This is a genomic window from Rhizobium sp. BR 317 (genome assembly GCF_047445835.1).
Taxonomy (GTDB): Bacteria; Pseudomonadota; Alphaproteobacteria; order Rhizobiales; family Rhizobiaceae; genus Rhizobium; species Rhizobium paranaense.
Map to the genome: position 1 here is coordinate 1 of NZ_JARWLB010000012.1, position 16,222 is coordinate 16,222.

Annotated in this window: 14 protein-coding genes and 1 riboswitch; of the genes, 8 read left to right on the forward strand and 6 right to left on the reverse strand. The window is 58.4% G+C overall.

The window, feature by feature from the left end:
- The 8 genes from QD357_RS19215 to fdhA all read left to right on the forward strand — a co-directional run.
- Window positions 1-517, forward strand: a 517-nt coding sequence (locus tag QD357_RS19215) for a formyltetrahydrofolate deformylase (RefSeq protein WP_414124776.1), incomplete at its 5' end; no start/stop codon positions are given.
- A 303-nt stretch (window positions 518-820) separates the two neighbouring features.
- Window positions 821-3,382, forward strand: coding sequence for a GcvT family protein (locus QD357_RS19220; RefSeq protein ID WP_414124777.1), 2,562 nt, complete (start codon window positions 821-823; stop codon window positions 3,380-3,382).
- 600 nt (window positions 3,383-3,982) lie between these two features.
- Window positions 3,983-4,984, forward strand: a complete 1,002-nt coding sequence (locus QD357_RS19225) for an ABC transporter substrate-binding protein (RefSeq protein ID WP_183938856.1) — start codon at window positions 3,983-3,985, stop codon at window positions 4,982-4,984.
- A gap of 97 nt (window positions 4,985-5,081) precedes the next feature.
- Window positions 5,082-5,969, forward strand: coding sequence for an ABC transporter permease (locus tag QD357_RS19230; protein WP_183938855.1), 888 nt, complete (start codon window positions 5,082-5,084; stop codon window positions 5,967-5,969).
- Window positions 5,962-6,999 carry a quaternary amine ABC transporter ATP-binding protein gene (locus QD357_RS19235; RefSeq protein ID WP_183938854.1) on the forward strand — a complete coding sequence of 346 codons (1,038 nt, stop codon included), beginning with the start codon at window positions 5,962-5,964 and terminating at the stop codon, window positions 6,997-6,999. The genes QD357_RS19230 and QD357_RS19235 overlap by 8 nt, the downstream gene beginning before the upstream one ends.
- 299 nt (window positions 7,000-7,298) lie before the next feature.
- Window positions 7,299-7,498, forward strand: a riboswitch (cobalamin riboswitch).
- Between the two features lie 90 nt (window positions 7,499-7,588).
- Window positions 7,589-8,833, forward strand: coding sequence for an aromatic ring-hydroxylating oxygenase subunit alpha (locus QD357_RS19240; protein ID WP_414124778.1), 1,245 nt, complete (start codon window positions 7,589-7,591; stop codon window positions 8,831-8,833).
- Between the two features lies 1 nt (window position 8,834).
- Window positions 8,835-9,932 carry a 2Fe-2S iron-sulfur cluster-binding protein gene (locus QD357_RS19245; protein ID WP_414124779.1) on the forward strand — a complete coding sequence of 366 codons (1,098 nt, stop codon included), beginning with the start codon at window positions 8,835-8,837 and terminating at the stop codon, window positions 9,930-9,932.
- Window positions 9,933-10,174: 242 nt separating this feature from the next.
- A complete protein-coding gene (gene fdhA / locus QD357_RS19250; RefSeq protein ID WP_414124780.1) occupies window positions 10,175-11,365 on the forward strand; it encodes a formaldehyde dehydrogenase, glutathione-independent in 1,191 nt (396 codons plus the stop codon).
- Window positions 11,366-11,431: 66 nt separating this feature from the next.
- On the opposite strand, the gene QD357_RS19255 is transcribed toward fdhA, so the two are convergent.
- The 6 genes from QD357_RS19255 to QD357_RS19280 all read right to left on the reverse strand — a co-directional run bounded on the left by QD357_RS19255 (window position 11,432) and on the right by QD357_RS19280 (window position 16,174).
- Complete coding sequence (locus QD357_RS19255; RefSeq protein ID WP_414124781.1) at window positions 11,432-12,106, reverse strand: 4-carboxy-4-hydroxy-2-oxoadipate aldolase/oxaloacetate decarboxylase; 675 nt, start codon at window positions 12,104-12,106, stop codon at window positions 11,432-11,434.
- A gap of 95 nt (window positions 12,107-12,201) precedes the next feature.
- Entirely contained in the window at window positions 12,202-13,038 is an 837-nt protein-coding gene (locus QD357_RS19260; protein ID WP_183938849.1) for an ABC transporter substrate-binding protein, read from the reverse strand.
- A gap of 133 nt (window positions 13,039-13,171) precedes the next feature.
- Window positions 13,172-13,939, reverse strand: a complete 768-nt coding sequence (locus QD357_RS19265; RefSeq protein WP_414124782.1) for an amino acid ABC transporter ATP-binding protein — start codon at window positions 13,937-13,939, stop codon at window positions 13,172-13,174.
- A complete protein-coding gene (locus QD357_RS19270; RefSeq protein WP_183938847.1) occupies window positions 13,936-14,694 on the reverse strand; it encodes an amino acid ABC transporter permease in 759 nt (252 codons plus the stop codon). The genes QD357_RS19265 and QD357_RS19270 overlap by 4 nt, the downstream gene beginning before the upstream one ends.
- Window positions 14,691-15,398, reverse strand: a complete 708-nt coding sequence (locus QD357_RS19275; RefSeq protein ID WP_414124783.1) for an amino acid ABC transporter permease — start codon at window positions 15,396-15,398, stop codon at window positions 14,691-14,693. The genes QD357_RS19270 and QD357_RS19275 overlap by 4 nt, the downstream gene beginning before the upstream one ends.
- Window positions 15,395-16,174: an SDR family oxidoreductase gene (locus tag QD357_RS19280; protein ID WP_183938845.1), complete on the reverse strand. Its 780-nt coding sequence runs from the start codon at window positions 16,172-16,174 to the stop codon at window positions 15,395-15,397. Before QD357_RS19280 ends, QD357_RS19275 begins: the two co-directional genes overlap by 4 nt.
- Window positions 16,175-16,222 lie beyond the last annotated feature (48 nt).

Sequence of the window (16,222 nt, forward strand, 5' to 3'; positions counted from 1 at the left end):
CGATTACCAGAAGGTGGTGGTCAACCACGATATCCCCTTCCACCACATCAAGGTGACGAAGGACAACAAGCCGCAGGCCGAAGCCCAGTTGCTGGATCTCGTCGAGCAGACCGGCACGGAACTGATCGTGCTCGCCCGCTACATGCAGGTGCTGTCGGATGCGCTGTGCAAGAAGATGTCGGGCAAGATCATCAACATCCACCATTCCTTCCTGCCGAGCTTCAAGGGCGCCAATCCGTACAAGCAGGCCTATGAGCGCGGCGTCAAGCTGATCGGGGCSACGGCGCATTACGTCACCGGCGATCTCGACGAAGGTCCGATCATCGAGCAGGACACGGCGCGCATCACGCATGCGCAGTCGGCGGAAGACTATGTCTCGATCGGCCGCGATGTCGAAAGCCAGGTGCTGGCCCGCGCCATCCATGCCCATATCCACTACCGCACCTTCCTCAACGGCAACCGCACCATCGTCTTCCCGGCAAGCCCGGGGAGCTATGCGTCGGAGAGAATGGGCTGAGCGATGGTGAGGAACAGATAAAATCGCCGGGAAATCTTATACTGAAGGTCTGGATGTGCAGAAAATCGATGGCGTCCCTGCAATTGCAGGACATTTAGCGCGCAATGAGCCTGCTGCAGGACCCGTGAGAAACGACTGCGCCCGAAGTGCATATGAAGAGCGAGACCGGAATGACGCCGAAGCTTCGGATGGCCCGCTTTGAACATCTGCTGTCGGGTTCTGTCGCATGGTCCGCCGAAAACATTGCTAGACCCGACCTCATACAGTGAATTTCAACCTCATTAGAAACGAAGAGGGGTAAAAATGTCAGCGTTTCCCGAAAAAGCGAGGGTCGTCATCGTTGGCCTCGGAGGTATCGTTGGTGCGTCGATCGCGCATCATCTGATCGAACGCGGTTGGGACGACATCGTCGGCATCGATAAGTCGGGCATCCCTACTGACATCGGGTCCACGGCGCACGCCTCGGATTTTTGCTACACCACAAGCCATGACTATCTTTCGGTCTGGACGACCCAGTACTCGATCGATTTCTTCGAAAAGATGGGCCACTATGCCCGCATCGGCGGTCTCGAAGTCGCTCGCACCGGCGACGATACCTGGATGGAAGAAATCAAGCGCAAGGTGACGTCGGCCAAGTCTTTCKGTACCCGCGCCCACCTCGTGACGCCCTCCGAAATCAAGCAGATGTTCCCGCTGATCGAGGAAGATCAGGTCATGGGCGGCATGTTCGATCCGGATGCCGGCCTCGTCGTTCCACGCTCGCAGACTGTAGCCGGCAAGTTGGTCGATGCCGCGGAGAAATCCGGCAAGCTTCAAGTATTTGGCAACACGCCGGCCAAATCGCTGATTGTTGAAGGCGGCCGCATCAAGGGCGTCGTTACCCATCGCGGCACCATCATGGCTGACCACGTCATCGTCTGCGCTGGTCTTTGGGGTCGCCTGATCGCCGAAATGGTTGGCGAAGATCTGCCGGTCATGCCCGTCGACCACCCCCTCACCTTCTTCGGCCCCTACAATGAATTCGAAGGCACCGGCAAGGAAATCGGCTATCCGCTGCTGCGCGATCAGGGCAACTCCGCCTATATGCGCGACACCGGCGACCCGAAGACCACGGAAGGCGGTCAGATCGAATGGGGTTACTACGAGAAGGACAATCCGCGCATGTGCCATCCGCGCGAATTGCTCGAAAAGCACGAGGCGCGTCTCTCGCCCTCGCAGCGCGACCTGGATATGGAGCAGATCCTCGAGCCGCTCGAACGCGCCATGGAACTGACGCCAATTCTCGGCGAGCTCGGCTATAATGAAGGCCACTCCTTCAACGGTCTCCTGCAGGTATCCGCCGCCGGCGGCCCGTCGTGTGGCGAGAGCCAGAAGGTGCGCGGCCTCTGGTACTGCGTCGCCATCTGGGTCAAGGACGGTCCGGGATACGGCAAGTTGATTGCCGACTGGATGACCGACGGCCGCACCGAGATCGACCACGCCAGCATCGACTATTCGCGCTTCTACCCGCACCAGCTCGAAGAGAAATTTATCGAAAGTCGCTGCTACGAAGCCGCGCAGAAGATCTATTTCCCGGCGGTCCACACGCGCGAACCTTATGCCTCGAGCCGCAACGTCAAGCGCTCGCCTTTCTACGAGCGCGAAAAGGAGCTTGGCGGCTATTTCATGGAGCTGGGTGGTTGGGAGCGTGCGCACGGCTACGCCGCCAACGAACATCTGCTGGAGAAATACGGCGACCGTGTTCCAGTTCGCGAAAACGAATGGGACAATCGCCACTTCTGGCGCGTCTCCAATGCCGAGCATCTGGCGATGAGCGAGGACTGCGGCATCGTCAACCTCAGCCACTTCTACATGTTCGATGTCGAAGGGCCTGACCATGTCGAACTCATGGAATGGGTCTGCGCCGCAAAGATCGGCGGCGACGCCAATATCGGCAAGGGCATCTATACCCACTTCCTCGACGACGAGGGCATGGTGCGCGCCGACTTGACGGTCATCCGCATGGCCGATCGCTGCAGAGTGATCGACGGCGCAGACGCCGGCCCGCGTGATTTCCACTACATCAAGCGTATTGCCGAGGATAAGGGCTTCAACGTCACCGTCACGGACGTCTCCGAGAAGTTCGTCACGATCGGCATCTGGGGGCCGAACGCCCGCGCCACGCTGAAGAAGGTCGTTGCCGATCCGGCAGGATTGGATCCTGAAAACTTCGCCTTCGCAGCAATCAAGCCCATCGAGATCGCCGGCAAGCGGGTCACTGCCTTCCGCATCTCCTATGTCGGCGAGCAGGGCTGGGAACTGCACATGGCGTACGAGGATGGCCTTGCCGTCTGGGATGCGCTGCGTGCAACGGGTGTCATGGCCTTCGGCGTCGAGACATATGCAAACTCGCGCCGTATGGAAAAAAGCCTGCGTCTGCAGAACGCGGACCTGCTGACCCAGTACAACCTGATCGAATGCGACCTCGCCCGTCCGAGGGTCAAGGAAGCTGACTTCCGCGGCAAGGCGAAACATCTGGAGTACAAGGCGCGCGACCATCAACCGGCCGTGCTTTGCACACTCGTCATGACCGACAATGTCGACAGCAAGGGTGTTGCCCGCTATCCGCTCGGCAACCTCCCGGTCATGGACCCGGAAACCGGCGAGGTGCTGGTGGACGAACTTGGCCGCCGCTCCTACACGACCTCGATCGCATTTGGCCCAACCATCGGTAAGAACATTGCGCTTGCCTACCTGCCCTGGAGCCATTGCCAGGAAGGTCGCAAGCTTAACATCGAATATTTTGCAGAGACCTATCCGGTCGAGGTGGTCGGCATCGGTTACAAGCCGATCTATGACCCGGAAAGCCTGAAGCCGAAAAGCTAAGCGCTTGATCTAAAACGGCGCATAAGCCTCATCGCTTTGCCGACAGTCATTGAAGCAATTGTCCGACGCCGCCACATGCCGGCGGCGTCGAGCAAACAATGCCCCTCTGCCGGATCAATCGATCTTGCATTCGAAATCCAAGATCGATGCTGGCGTCTCCGCTGTCACTGTCTCGAAACAACCACCCGATCGTCGCAAACATCCTATGTGTTTCAAATGCACAGTATATACGACTGGCATGAGCGGTGATCCACATTCGTCGACGTGCGAAAGGTCAGTTACCCTTTCAATGATGGCCAGCATAGCGTGCCCAGCTTTCGAACAACCTGACGCCTTTTGTGGGCTAGTTGAACATTTGTCCTTAGCAGCATCATCAATCCAGCAAGCCTTGGCAACAAGACAACGAGGGCGACCCAACTTCCAATGTAATTCAGACCGGCGAACATCAGTACAGCCTTGAGGCTGGCTGCCGTTCACCGGCGCATCAGTGCTTTAGAGAGATCGGTTATCGCAGGAGGAGGAGCTCCTGATAGCCGTTGAAGCGGGTTCACGCGGCACAACCCGCTTGCCCAATACATGCCGCAAAATGAGGGAACGATAATGAAAAAACTACTTGCGTCCACATGCCTGATGTTTGGCCTGCTCGGCGGAGCGTCGATTGCAAGCGCCGGAGAATGCGGGAGCGTCACCATCGCCAGCATGAACTGGCAGAGCGCGGAGGTTCTGTCGAACCTCGACAAGATCATTCTCAACGAAGGCTACGGTTGCAGCGCCGAGATCACCGTCGGTGACACCGTTCCGACCATCACCTCCATGGCTGAAAAAGGCCAGCCGGACATCGCGCCAGAAGCCTGGATCGATCTTCTTCCGGATGTCGTCAAGAAGGGCACGGAAGAAGGTAAGCTGGTTATCGCCGGCACGTCCCTGCCCGATGGCGGCGTTCAAGGCTGGTGGATTCCGAAATACATCGCCGACGCTCATCCGGACATCAAGACGATCCCGGACATGCTGAAGCATCCGGAACTCTTCCCCGATCCGGAAGATTCCAAGAAGGGTGCCATTGTCAACGGTCCGCAGGGCTGGGGCGGCACGGTCGTGACCTCGCAACTCTACAAGGCCTTTGATGCTCAGAAGGCTGGCTTCACGCTGGTCGATACTGGCTCGGCTGCCGGCCTGGACGGCTCGATCGCCAAGGCCTACGAGCGCAAGGAAGGCTGGGTCGGCTACTATTGGGCGCCAACCGCCTTGCTCGGCAAATACGCGATGGTCAAGCTTGAGGCTGGCGTACCCGCTGACGCGGCCGAATGGAAGCGCTGCAACACCGTTGCGGACTGCCCCAATCCGAAGCCGAACGCATGGCCGGTCGACCACGTTGTGACGCTTGTAGCCAAGTCTTTTTCGGAAAAGGCAGGCCCTGACGTCCTCGGATACCTTAAGAAGCGTTCCTGGAGCAACGACACGGTCAACAAGCTCATGGCTTGGATGACCGACAATCAGGCAACGGGCGAAGACGGCGCCAAGCACTTCCTCAAGGAAAACAAGGACATCTGGACGAAGTGGGTTTCGCCGGAAGCGGCGAAGAAAATCGAAGCTTCGTTGTAATGGTAAAATCTTGCGGTGCGCAAAAGCGCACCGCTTCCTAGCTGCCGATAAAATCAAAAAGACTTGCCACGGCTTCTTTTTTAAAAAGGGGAACCGAATGGAATGGTTTTATAAATTCCCACACATGAACGATGAAACACTCGCCAGCCTGAAGAAGGGTATTGACGAAGCGTTTCGAACATTCACCCGCGGCTATGGCGACGCGATCGAAAGCTTTTTTTCTCCGCTGCAGCACTTTTTGATCGCCGCCGATCGTTTCATGACGCAGACGCCATGGCCGATCATCACCCTGATCATTCTCGTGATCGCCTGGGCGGCGAGCCGAAGCATGAAAATCGTCGTTGGCTGTCTCGTGACACTCCTGCTGATCGGCTATTTCGATATGTGGGACGACACCATGCGGACGGTCTCCATGATCTTCGTCTGCACCTTGCTGTCGATCGCCATCGGCATTCCGATGGGCATCATCATGTCCCGCTCCGATCGCATCCAAAGGGTGGTCAACCCCATCCTCGACGTCATGCAGACGATGCCGAGCTTCGTCTATCTTATCCCGGTCGTCATGCTGCTCGGGATCGGCAAGGTGCCGGGGCTCATCGCCGTCGTCATCTACGCCATTCCCCCGATGATCAGGCTAACCGATCTCGGCATCCGCCTTGTCGACAAGGACGTGCTCGAGGCCGCCGACGCTTTTGGATCGTCCAATTGGCAGAAGCTTTTCAAGGTGCAACTGCCGCTCGCCCTTCCCACCATCATGGCCGGTATCAACCAGACCATCATGATGGCGTTGGCGATGGTCGTCATTGCCTCGATGATCGGCGTGCAAGGACTTGGCCAGCCGGTTCTGAAGGCGATTGCCAACCAGTACTTCACGCTCGGTATTTTCAACGGCCTCGCGATCGTCGGCATTGCCATCATCTTCGACCGTGTGAGCCAGGCCTATGGCAAGAGAATTCAGAAACACCGGGAGACCGTCCATGGCTGATCATCATTTCGGCGGGATCAAGGTCCGCAATCTCTATAAGATCTTTGGACCCAATCCCAAGGCCCACATCCAGGCCGTTCAGAACGGCCTGTCCAAGACGGAGCTCAACGAGAAGCACGGCCACGTCCTGGGGCTGAAGGACATCAATCTCGAAATTCCTTCGGGCTGCATCCAGGTGATCATGGGGCTTTCCGGTTCCGGCAAGTCCACCTTGATCCGGCATATCAACCGCCTCATCGACCCCACGGCCGGTGAAATGCTGGTCGACGGCGTCGACATCGTGAAGATGAATGAGGATAAGCTTCGCCAATTCCGCAGGCATCAGACCGCGATGGTGTTCCAGAAGTTCGCGCTCCTTCCTCATCGCAACGTGCTCGACAACACCGTTTACGGCCTCGAAGTGCAGGGCATGGACCGGGCAAAAAGCGTCGCCATTGCCATGAATTGGCTGGAGCGCGTCGGCTTGAAGGGATTCGAGAAAAAGTATCCCAACCAGCTTTCGGGCGGCATGCAACAACGTGTTGGCCTCGCCCGAGCGCTTTCCAACGACGCGCCGGTCCTGTTGATGGACGAGGCCTATTCGGCTCTTGATCCGCTGATCCGCATGGACATGCAGACGGTTCTTCTGGATCTGCAGAAGGAGATCAAGAAAACCATCGTCTTCATTACTCATGACCTCGACGAGGCGCTTCGTCTCGGAGATCAGATCGCGATCCTGCGCGATGGCGAAGTCATCCAGCAGGGCACCAGCCAGGATATCGTCCTGCGGCCGGCCGACGAGTACGTCGCCAATTTCGTGAAAGAGGTGAACCGAGGGCGTGTCGTTCAGGTCGAGGCTATCATGATGCCGCTGCCATCCGCAGCCCTGACTGGCGGGCCGACGATCGCAGCAGGTACTACCGTTGAAGAAGCGGTGCGCTTGTTGTGCTCGTCACCCGACGGGGAGGTCCACGTCGTCGCACCAACGGGTCAACCGCTTGGCGTCGTGAATTTCCGCCAACTGGCGACGGCGATGGTCAATTCGCACTGACGATGAAATCTCGGCACAGGCGGATCGTCGATTCGCCTGTGCCACCTGGGTAGCCCATACCCCATTGGCCGAGACACGACCAATTCCGACTGTTTGAATATCGGAAGAATAACCGGCCCTTTTCCAAAGAAATCCAGCTTGCCAACCATCCTGACCGTACCATTGGCGCCTTTTGCGCAGCCGACGGGCTGCGCCTGAAAACCGCGACCATTTGGGCGGGTCTTTTTAAATATATGCGCCATATTCAATCTGCGACACAAATGTCGCGATGCATGCTTGGGCGCGCTAAGCGATACGTTATGTTCACGCTGTTCTCGGGTGCGGCATCGAATTGGTGATGCGGATAATTGGAAAGCCGGCGACCGTCGCCGCCGCCCCCGCAACGGTAGCAGAGCGAATAACCGATATGATTCCACTGGCTTTTTGCCTGGGAAAGTATGTCGAAGTCCGAACGGACAGTTCTGAAGCCCGGAAACCAGTTCGAGACGAAAACAACACGACTGATTGCGATGGCGATCAGGCGGGCGGTACCGCTTTGCGATATCGATGCCGACGATTCCATCCAACAGTCCCTTAGGGGATCAAGAGAATGGATATTGCCAGCGACGTGCTCCGCAAGCTTAAGAACCGCCGCCACGGTTACAGCCTGGAGCAGGCCTTTTACACCGATCCCGATTATTACAAGCTCGATTTGGAGACCATCTGGTATCGCGATTGGCTGTTCATTGGTCATGACTGCGAGATTCCGAAGGCCGGCAATTATTTCACGGCGCAGGTCGGTGATTATTCTGTCGTTCTTACTCGCGACCGGGCGGGTACAATCCACGCGCTGCACAATTCCTGTCGTCACCGCGGCTCGCGCGTCTGTGCGCAAGACAAGGGCTCGTCGGCGAAACTTGTTTGCCCCTATCACCAATGGACCTATGAGCTGGACGGCAGTCTGCTGTTCGCCCGCCATATGGCGGAGGATTTCGACAAGAACCAACATGGTCTGAAGCCGATCCACTGCGAGACTGTCGGTGGATACATCTTCATCTGCCTCGCCGATCAGGCGCCGGATTTCGCGCCCTTCCGCGATACCGTCGAGCCCTACCTTGCCCGACACCGTCTCGGCGAAACGAAGGTCGCTTTCGAAAGCACGATCATCGAGAAAGGCAATTGGAAGCTCGTCTGGGAAAACAATCGCGAGTGCTATCACTGCGCCGCCAATCACCCCGAACTTTGCCGCACCTATCCGGAGGCGCCAAGTGCCACGGGCGTGCAGGGTGCCAAGGACGATCCGGTTATCGCCGAGCATTGGGCAAAGTGCGAAGCAGCAGGACTTCCCAGCGAATTCCGCATCTCGCCGACCGGTCAATTCCGTGCCGCGCGCATGCCGCTCATCCAGAACGCCGAGAGCTACACCATGTCCGGTGCTCGTGCCGTTCAGCGTCCGCTTGCCAACGACATGCTGGAAAGCGGTATCGGCACGCTCTTGCTCTTCCACTACCCGACGACGTGGAACCACGTACTCGCAGACCACGCGGTCACCTTCCGTGTCCTGCCGCTCGGGCCGGAACGGACGCAGGTCACCACCAAATGGCTCGTCAACAAGGACGCCGTCGAAGGTGTCGACTATCGTCTTGATGAGCTTACGCATGTCTGGACCGAGACAAACGACCAGGACCGCCGGATTGTTGAAGAAAATGCCTTCGGCATCCGCTCGCCCGCTTACGAGCCCGGCCCCTACTCGCCGGAAGACGAAAATGGCGTCAAGCAGTTCGTCGAATGGTATTCCAACTTCATGATCGATCGGCTCGACGGCGTGGCGAAGCCTCTGTTGCAGGTGGCCTGACATGACGACTGTCAGCACATTTCGCCACTTCGACGAACTGCAGCCGTGGAATGACCGCCACGACCTGCTGGAGTGCATCGCCGCCACGGTGGAGACACCTGATGTGATGACCTTCACGTTCCGCTCCGACCGGGACAATTGGTTCCGATATTTGCCAGGCCAGTTCGTAACCCTGGAGTTACCCGTTTCCGAAAACGAGCCGGTGTTCCGTACCTATACGCTGTCGTCGACGCCCTCACGACCCTTTTCCGTCTCCGTGACGGTGAAGGCCCAGGCAACGAGCATCGGTACGCGCTGGATGTTCGACAACCTCAAACCGGGGATAAAGCTGAAGGCTTTCGGGCCGCTTGGCGACTTCTCATTCGTGCGCCATCCGGGCGAAAAATACCTCTTCATCTCGGGCGGCTCCGGCATCACACCGATGATGTCGATGATCCGCTGGATGGCGGACTGTACGCCGCAGGCGGACGTTGGCTTCATCTCATGCGCCCGCACACCGGACGACCTGCTCTTCAAGACGGAACTCGAATGTCTCGCGGCGCAGATGCCGAAGCTTTCGCTCGGTTTCATCGTCAAAAACCACAATCCGCGTGACGGATGGCATGGGCTGCGCGGCCGCATCGATGCGGCGCGTCTTTCGTTGCTAACCCCTGATTTCCGCGAGCGCACGGTATTTTGCTGTGGTCCCGAGCCCTTCATGCGTGGCGTACGCGACATGTTGAAGGTCTGCGGCTTCAACATGGACCGTTACCATGAGGAAAGCTTCCAGCCTGCGGCAGCACCCGCAGCCGAGGAACTCGCGGTGCGCGCCGGCCCGGGCGAGACCAATGCCGATGCGATTGCTACCGTCACCTTTACCATGGCCGGCAAGGAGGCCAAGTGCCCGCCTGGCCAGACGATCCTGCAGACGGCCCGCGCCATCGGCGTACGCATCGGCGCTGCCTGCGAGGGTGGCCTATGCGGCACATGCCGCATCATGAAGGTTTCGGGCGAGGTCGATATGCGGCACAACGGTGGCATTCTCGATGAAGAAATCGAAGAAGGCTACATCCTGGCCTGCTGCTCACAGCCAACAGGCGATGTGTCGATCGAGGCGTGAGATGGAGCGTCGCCCATGGATATCTGTTGAGTCGCTTTCCTGAGGGCACCGCATCCTGCAGGTGTGGTCTTTTAGACATGTCGAAGGTGTTGTCCGGACACCTTCTCGATAGTGGACCGGCCGCCGCTGAAATCGCGGTGGCCGCGGTCGATTTTTACTTCTGTTCGGCCGTTGAGGAGCGGGCCGAACAGGAGGCGATCGCGGACAGTGATGATCAAGTGTTGAACCAAGGAGGAGATGGCATGACTGGCAACAGAGGCGTCGTTTATATGCGGCCCGGTCGCGTAGAGGTTCGCGACATCGATGATCCAAAACTGGAGGCGCCGGACGGCCGTCGTATCGAGCACGGCGTTATCCTGAAGGTGATCTCCACGAATATCTGCGGCTCTGATCAGCACATGGTGCGTGGCCGCACGACCGCCATGCCGGGTCTCGTGCTTGGCCATGAGATCACCGGGCAGATCATTGAAAAAGGCGTCGATGTGGAGATGCTCGACATCGGCGATATCGTCTCGGTTCCTTTCAATGTCGCTTGCGGCCGCTGCCGCTGCTGCAAATCGCAGGATACCGGCGTTTGCCTGACGGTGAACCCGTCACGCGCAGGCGGCGCCTATGGTTATGTCGACATGGGTGGCTGGATCGGCGGCCAGGCGCGCTATGTGATGGTGCCCTATGCGGATTTCAATCTGCTGAAGTTCCCTGATCGCGACAAGGCCATGGCGAAGATCCGTGACCTCACCATGCTGTCGGACATTCTGCCCACCGGCTTTCACGGCGCCGTTCGCGCTGGTGTCGGCGTAGGATCCACTGTCTATGTCGCAGGTGCTGGTCCGGTGGGTCTGGCGGCGGCAGCTTCCGCCCGCATCCTGGGTGCGGCCGTCGTCATGATCGGCGACTTCAACAAGGAACGCCTCGCACATGCCGCAAAGGTTGGCTTCGAGCCGATAGACCTGTCCAAGAGCGATCGCCTCGGCGAAATGATTGCAGAAGTCGTTGGCAGCGACGAAGTGGACAGCGCCATCGATGCCGTCGGCTTCGAGGCTCGCGGCCACTCGGGTGGTGAACAGCCGGCAATCGTCCTCAATCAGATGATGGAAATCACCCGCGCAGCCGGCTCGATCGGCATTCCCGGCCTCTATGTCACAGAAGATCCGGGCGCGGTCGATGCTGCGGCCAAGCACGGCAGCCTCTCCCTACGCTTAGGCCTCGGCTGGGCGAAGGCGCAGTCCTTCCATACAGGTCAGACTCCGGTCTTGAAGTACAACCGGCAACTCATGCAGGCAATCCTGCATGATCGGCTGCCAATTGCCGACATCGTCAACGCAAAAATCATCTCGCTTGAAGATGCCGCCCAAGGCTACGAAAGCTTCGACCAGGGTGCGGCGACGAAGTTCGTCTTGGATCCGCATGGGGCGTTGCTGAAAGCAGCATAGTCGGATCTGCGCCATCGGTCGGCCGGACTGTATTCTCCGGCCGACTGGGATGCCTCAAAGAGGCCGTCAGATATCGACGATGAGGCCCTTGGCTTTCAGCACCGGTTCGAGCTTACTGACTTCGATGACCGATTTGCCCTGCTTATAGGCTTCGATATAGCCGGCTTCGGCATCCTCGCGCGCCTGCGAAAGCCGCGCTACCTCTTGCGCTTCTCCTCTGCGAACGACAACGAGACCATCCGCGTCACCGACGACGATATCGCCTGGATTGATGATCTCTCCGCCGACGATAATCGGGTCGTTGACGGCTGCGATCGTTTCCTTGACGGTGCCTTTGAGGCAGACGCTGAGCGAGAAGACCGGAAATCCAAGTTCCCGCAATTGAAGCGTATCGCGCACGCCGGTGTCGGTCACCAATCCGCCGATGCCCTTGGCAAGGCAGGCATTGGCCAGGACATCGCCGAAGGAACCCGCTTCCTCGTATTCGCCCGCGGACACGACGATGATGTCGCCCGGCTTGGCGTAGTTGATCGCAAGTTGCAGCATGATGTTGTCGCGCGGCGCGGACTTCACCGTGAAGGCCGGGCCGCAAAGCTTCATGCGATAGTCCACCGGCTTCAGGCGCGAGGAAAGTGCGCCACGGCGACCCTGGGCCTCATGGATCGTCGCGGGCGAGAATTTGGAGAGCGCCTCGATGTCTGCTTTGCTCGGTCGCTCGGCGATATCTTTGATGTGGGTCATGGAAACTTCTCATGGTTAGGCCGGCGGCAGGCAGTGCCGCCGGCGATCAACAACGATGTTCGGATGGATCACCGATCAGGCGAAGGGATGCGGCATCAAGGGATTGGTTCGAACTTCAATTCGGAGATTGGTACAACCTTTTCGTTGCGGGTCATCTTGTATTCCGTGTTCGGGCCGAGCCATTTGTCCCAGATCTTGTTGATCTCGCCCGAGTCGTCGAGCTTATGCAGGATTGCGTTGATCTTTGCGGTCAGGGCGGGCTGGTCCTTCTGCATGCCGATACCGACCGGCTCCAGCAGCATCGGCTCGTCGATCATCCGCATCTGCTTGCCCTTGGTCTTCGACTGGTTGACCAGTAGCGTCGTCGTCATGGTGTTCGCGACCATGCCACGCGCCTTGCCCTGCTGAACGGCGAGATATGCAGACCCCGTATCCTGGAAGGTGAGCGGGTCGGACTTATTGAGCTTGATCGCCAGTTCCGAGGTCGAGCCCTTGGTCGAGGCAAGACGCTGGCCCTCGTAATCGGCCTTCTTCTTGCCGGCGTCATCAGCGGGAACGATGAGCATTTCCTTGGCGACATAATAAGGATCGCTGAACTGGATCTGCTCGGCGCGGCTCAGCGTATAAGCAAGGTTGGCGACCGTGATGTCGACGCGGCCAAGCTTGACTTCGGGAACACGCGCTTCGACCGAAATCGGCTTGATCTCAGCCTTCACGCCGAGTTCATTTGCGATCGCCTTGCACAGATCGACGTCGAACCCAGCCATTTCGCGGGTCTTGGGATCAGGAGAGGAAAACGGGGGGACATCCGCATAGGTCGCGCAGCGCAGCGTCTTTGCCGACATGATCGTGTCGAGCTGGTCGGCCTTGGCCGGCATGGCGCCGGCGATGCCCGCGAGTGCCAGCGTTACGGTGAAGCATTTCCAATTCATTGCTGTTMTCCTTGTTATTGCTTTGTGATGCCTAGAGCGGTTCAGCTTTTCACGGAATCTCAGAATCGCTCTATCTCTTTGTTTTTCCGCAATTCCGGACGGAAAACCGCTATGCACTTTTCCTGGAATTGCTCTAGTGGCGCAAATCGGAAAGAAAGCGCTGAGCTCTGGGATGGCGGGGAGTTTTAAAGAACTCCTCGGGAGGAGCGGTCTCCAGGATCTCGCCCGCGTCGATGAACCAGATCCGGTCCGCCACTTCGCGGGCAAAGCCCATTTCGTGGGTGACGCAGAGCATGGTCATTCCTTCGGCCGCCAGGCTTTTCATGACGCTCAGCACTTCGCCCACCATCTCCGGATCGAGTGCGCTCGTCGGCTCGTCAAAAAGCATGACGGGCGGCTCCATCGCGAGCGCGCGGGCGATTGCCACGCGCTGCTGCTGACCGCCTGAAAGCTGGCCGGGATAGGCATTTGCCTTGTCGGCAAGACCGACGCGATGAAGCAGCGCAACGGCCTTGTCGCGCGCGACCTTCGCCGGCACGCCCTTCACCCGGATCGGCGACATGGCAATGTTGTCGACGACGGACAAATGGGGAAACAGGTTGAAATTCTGAAAAACGAAACCGATCCGGCTGCGCAGCCGGTTTAGCTCGGAACCACCCATCGGGGCGTGAATATTCTTTCCCTCAAAACTGATCGAACCGCTGTTGATCTCCTCCAGCCTGTTGATCGTACGGATCAGGGTGGACTTGCCGGAACCGGACGGCCCGCAAATGACGACCACCTCGCCGCGGCTGACATCGGCGTTGATGTTCTTCAGCACCTGGTAATGACCGTAGCTCTTGCAGACCTCGTGAAGGCGTATCTCCTGAGCGTCCTGCGGCCCGGAAACTGGGATGCTCATAGCTGCTCCGTAAATGTTTTGAGGGGAACGACATCGGTGCGGAGGCGCGCTTTGCTCGGCCCGGCACGTCGGCGAGCAATTCGCTTTTCAACGCTGTTAGCGACGTGGGTCAGGCTCCAGCAAAGGAGATAGTAGACCACGGCAAGGATGAAGAAGACCTGGAAGGGCTGCGAGAGAAGCTGGTTGTTCACCTGGCTTGCCGCAAACGTGAGATCCGGCACATTGATGACATAACCAAGCGTCGTGTCCTTGATCGTCGAGACGAACGTCGAGATCATGCTCGGGATCATATTGTAGAGCGCCTGCGGCAAGATCACGAAGCGCATCGCTCCGATATAACTATGGCCGAGCGCCCTGGCGGCGTCCATTTGCCCCTGGCCGAGTGAAACGATGCCGGCCCGCACGACCTCGCTCAAGAACGCACCCTCATAGATGACAAGCGTTACCAGCATGATCAGGAAACTCGGCACGTCAGCGCCGGTCCAAAGCGGAACGATGAAATAGGACCAAAGGATCAGCATCAGCAGCGGAACGCCGCGTGTGATGTAGACCAGGCCGGTCACTGGCCATCTGAGAGCCGCCCATTTGGAAAGGCGCGCCATGGCAAGCAGGATGCTGAGAGGGAAAGCGAGCGCAATGGCGAGTGCGGACAGGATGAGCGTATTGGCAAGGCCGCCCAGCGGGCCGTTGGGATACTGGCCGATCAGCAACAGAAGCCAATAGTCATGGATGATATTGATAATGTCCTGGATCAAGCGCGCGCCCTCCGCATCGGATCGGCACGCATGGCGAAATATGCGCCCAAGGCCATGATGATGAGCGAGAAGAACAGATAGATAACGGTGCCGATCAGATAGATCTCAAAGGTGCGGAAGCTGACATTATCGATTTCCTTCACCGCATGCGTAAGCTCTGACGCACCGACGACGATGGCAAGACTGCTATTCTTGAAAAGGGAGACACTGTGGTTGATCAGCGGTGGCAGTGCATTGCGCAGGCCTTGGGGCATGATCACGAAACGCATTGCGGAGAGATAACCATGCCCGAGAGCTTTGGCAGCTTCCATCTGCCCCGGACTGACAGAACGCAGACCGGAACGCAAATCCTCGCTGAAATAAGCCGCCTGACACAATCCGAGCCCGATGACCGCGAATATGGCTTCGGCATTATGGTTGGCGAGCCAGTCTGTGATGCCTTGCGGCATCAACGAATAGATTCCGAAATACCACAGCATGAGCTGCACGAGTGTCGGAACATTGCGATGATAGGAAACGTAAGCCTTTACGATCGGGTCGCCAACACGAAGCGGCGACATCCGGAAGGCAAAGAGCAGAATGGCGAGCGTCGTGGCCAACAGCCAGGAGCCGATATAGATGACGAAAGTCATCTCGATGCCCTCCAGGAGCATCGCCTGATAGTCCGGATTGCTCAGGATGGCCGAGAGATCGAACCCGCTCACCGCTTGGCACCTTCCGCGTCAGATTGGGCGGCTGGCGTCTCTGGCTTGGCCGTCTGAAGGCCGCCCATTACCTGCAGTGTCGGGGTGATTTCCATGTGGCCAATATTGACTGCGACCGGCGCGGCAATCGCAAAGGCGATTGCGTCAGCAATATCGGCCGCCTGCGGCAGCTCAAACCCATCGATGAAGCGTTCGCGCACACTGGGGTCGCTGCCATGGACATGGTTGAAAATATCGGTCGCGACGCGGCCGGGGCAGATTTCGGTCACGCGGACGCGCTTGCCGAACGCGTCGATACGCAACTGGTTCGACAGCATGGCGACGCCGGCTTTGACGGCATGATAGGCGGAGTTGCCGCCGAAATTATAGTTGCCGGCAATCGAGGAGATGTTGACGACATGTCCGCAGTCGCGCGCCACCATGCCGGGTACGATCAGGCGGCAGATATGCAGGACGGCGCGAAGATTGACGTCGATGAGGAGGTCTATGTCCTCTTCGTCCGCTTGAAGGAATTTCTTCGGCCGGTCGACGCCGGCATTGTTGACCAGAATGTCAAACTGAACGCGGTTCGCGAGATCGGCGATGGCAGCACGATCCGTCACGTCGATGACGTGGGCAATGCATGCCGTGCGTTCTGCCAATTCCTTCAGTGGACCAGCACTGCGCGCAATCGCATGCACCTCGATATTCTCGCGGCGAAGCCGCTCTACGACGGCTGCGCCGATACCGGAGGAAGCGCCAGTGACCAACGCGGTCTTGTAATCGGAGAATGGCATTCTGATCCCCTTGTTGTTGCGGTGGACATTAGCGGAGCTTTAACTGCT

Coding starts and splice junctions, on each gene's coding strand:
- QD357_RS19225 (WP_183938856.1), top strand. CDS start 3,983: ATGAAAAAACTACTTGCGTCCACATGCCTGATGTTTGGCCTGCTCGGC.
- QD357_RS19230 (WP_183938855.1), top strand. CDS start 5,082: ATGGAATGGTTTTATAAATTCCCACACATGAACGATGAAACACTCGCC.
- QD357_RS19280 (WP_183938845.1), bottom strand. CDS start 16,174: ATGCCATTCTCCGATTACAAGACCGCGTTGGTCACTGGCGCTTCCTCC.
- QD357_RS19265 (WP_414124782.1), bottom strand. CDS start 13,939: ATGAGCATCCCAGTTTCCGGGCCGCAGGACGCTCAGGAGATACGCCTT.
- QD357_RS19235 (WP_183938854.1), top strand. CDS start 5,962: ATGGCTGATCATCATTTCGGCGGGATCAAGGTCCGCAATCTCTATAAG.
- QD357_RS19245 (WP_414124779.1), top strand. CDS start 8,835: ATGACGACTGTCAGCACATTTCGCCACTTCGACGAACTGCAGCCGTGG.
- QD357_RS19255 (WP_414124781.1), bottom strand. CDS start 12,106: ATGACCCACATCAAAGATATCGCCGAGCGACCGAGCAAAGCAGACATC.
- QD357_RS19260 (WP_183938849.1), bottom strand. CDS start 13,038: ATGAATTGGAAATGCTTCACCGTAACGCTGGCACTCGCGGGCATCGCC.
- QD357_RS19240 (WP_414124778.1), top strand. CDS start 7,589: ATGGATATTGCCAGCGACGTGCTCCGCAAGCTTAAGAACCGCCGCCAC.
- fdhA (WP_414124780.1), top strand. CDS start 10,175: ATGACTGGCAACAGAGGCGTCGTTTATATGCGGCCCGGTCGCGTAGAG.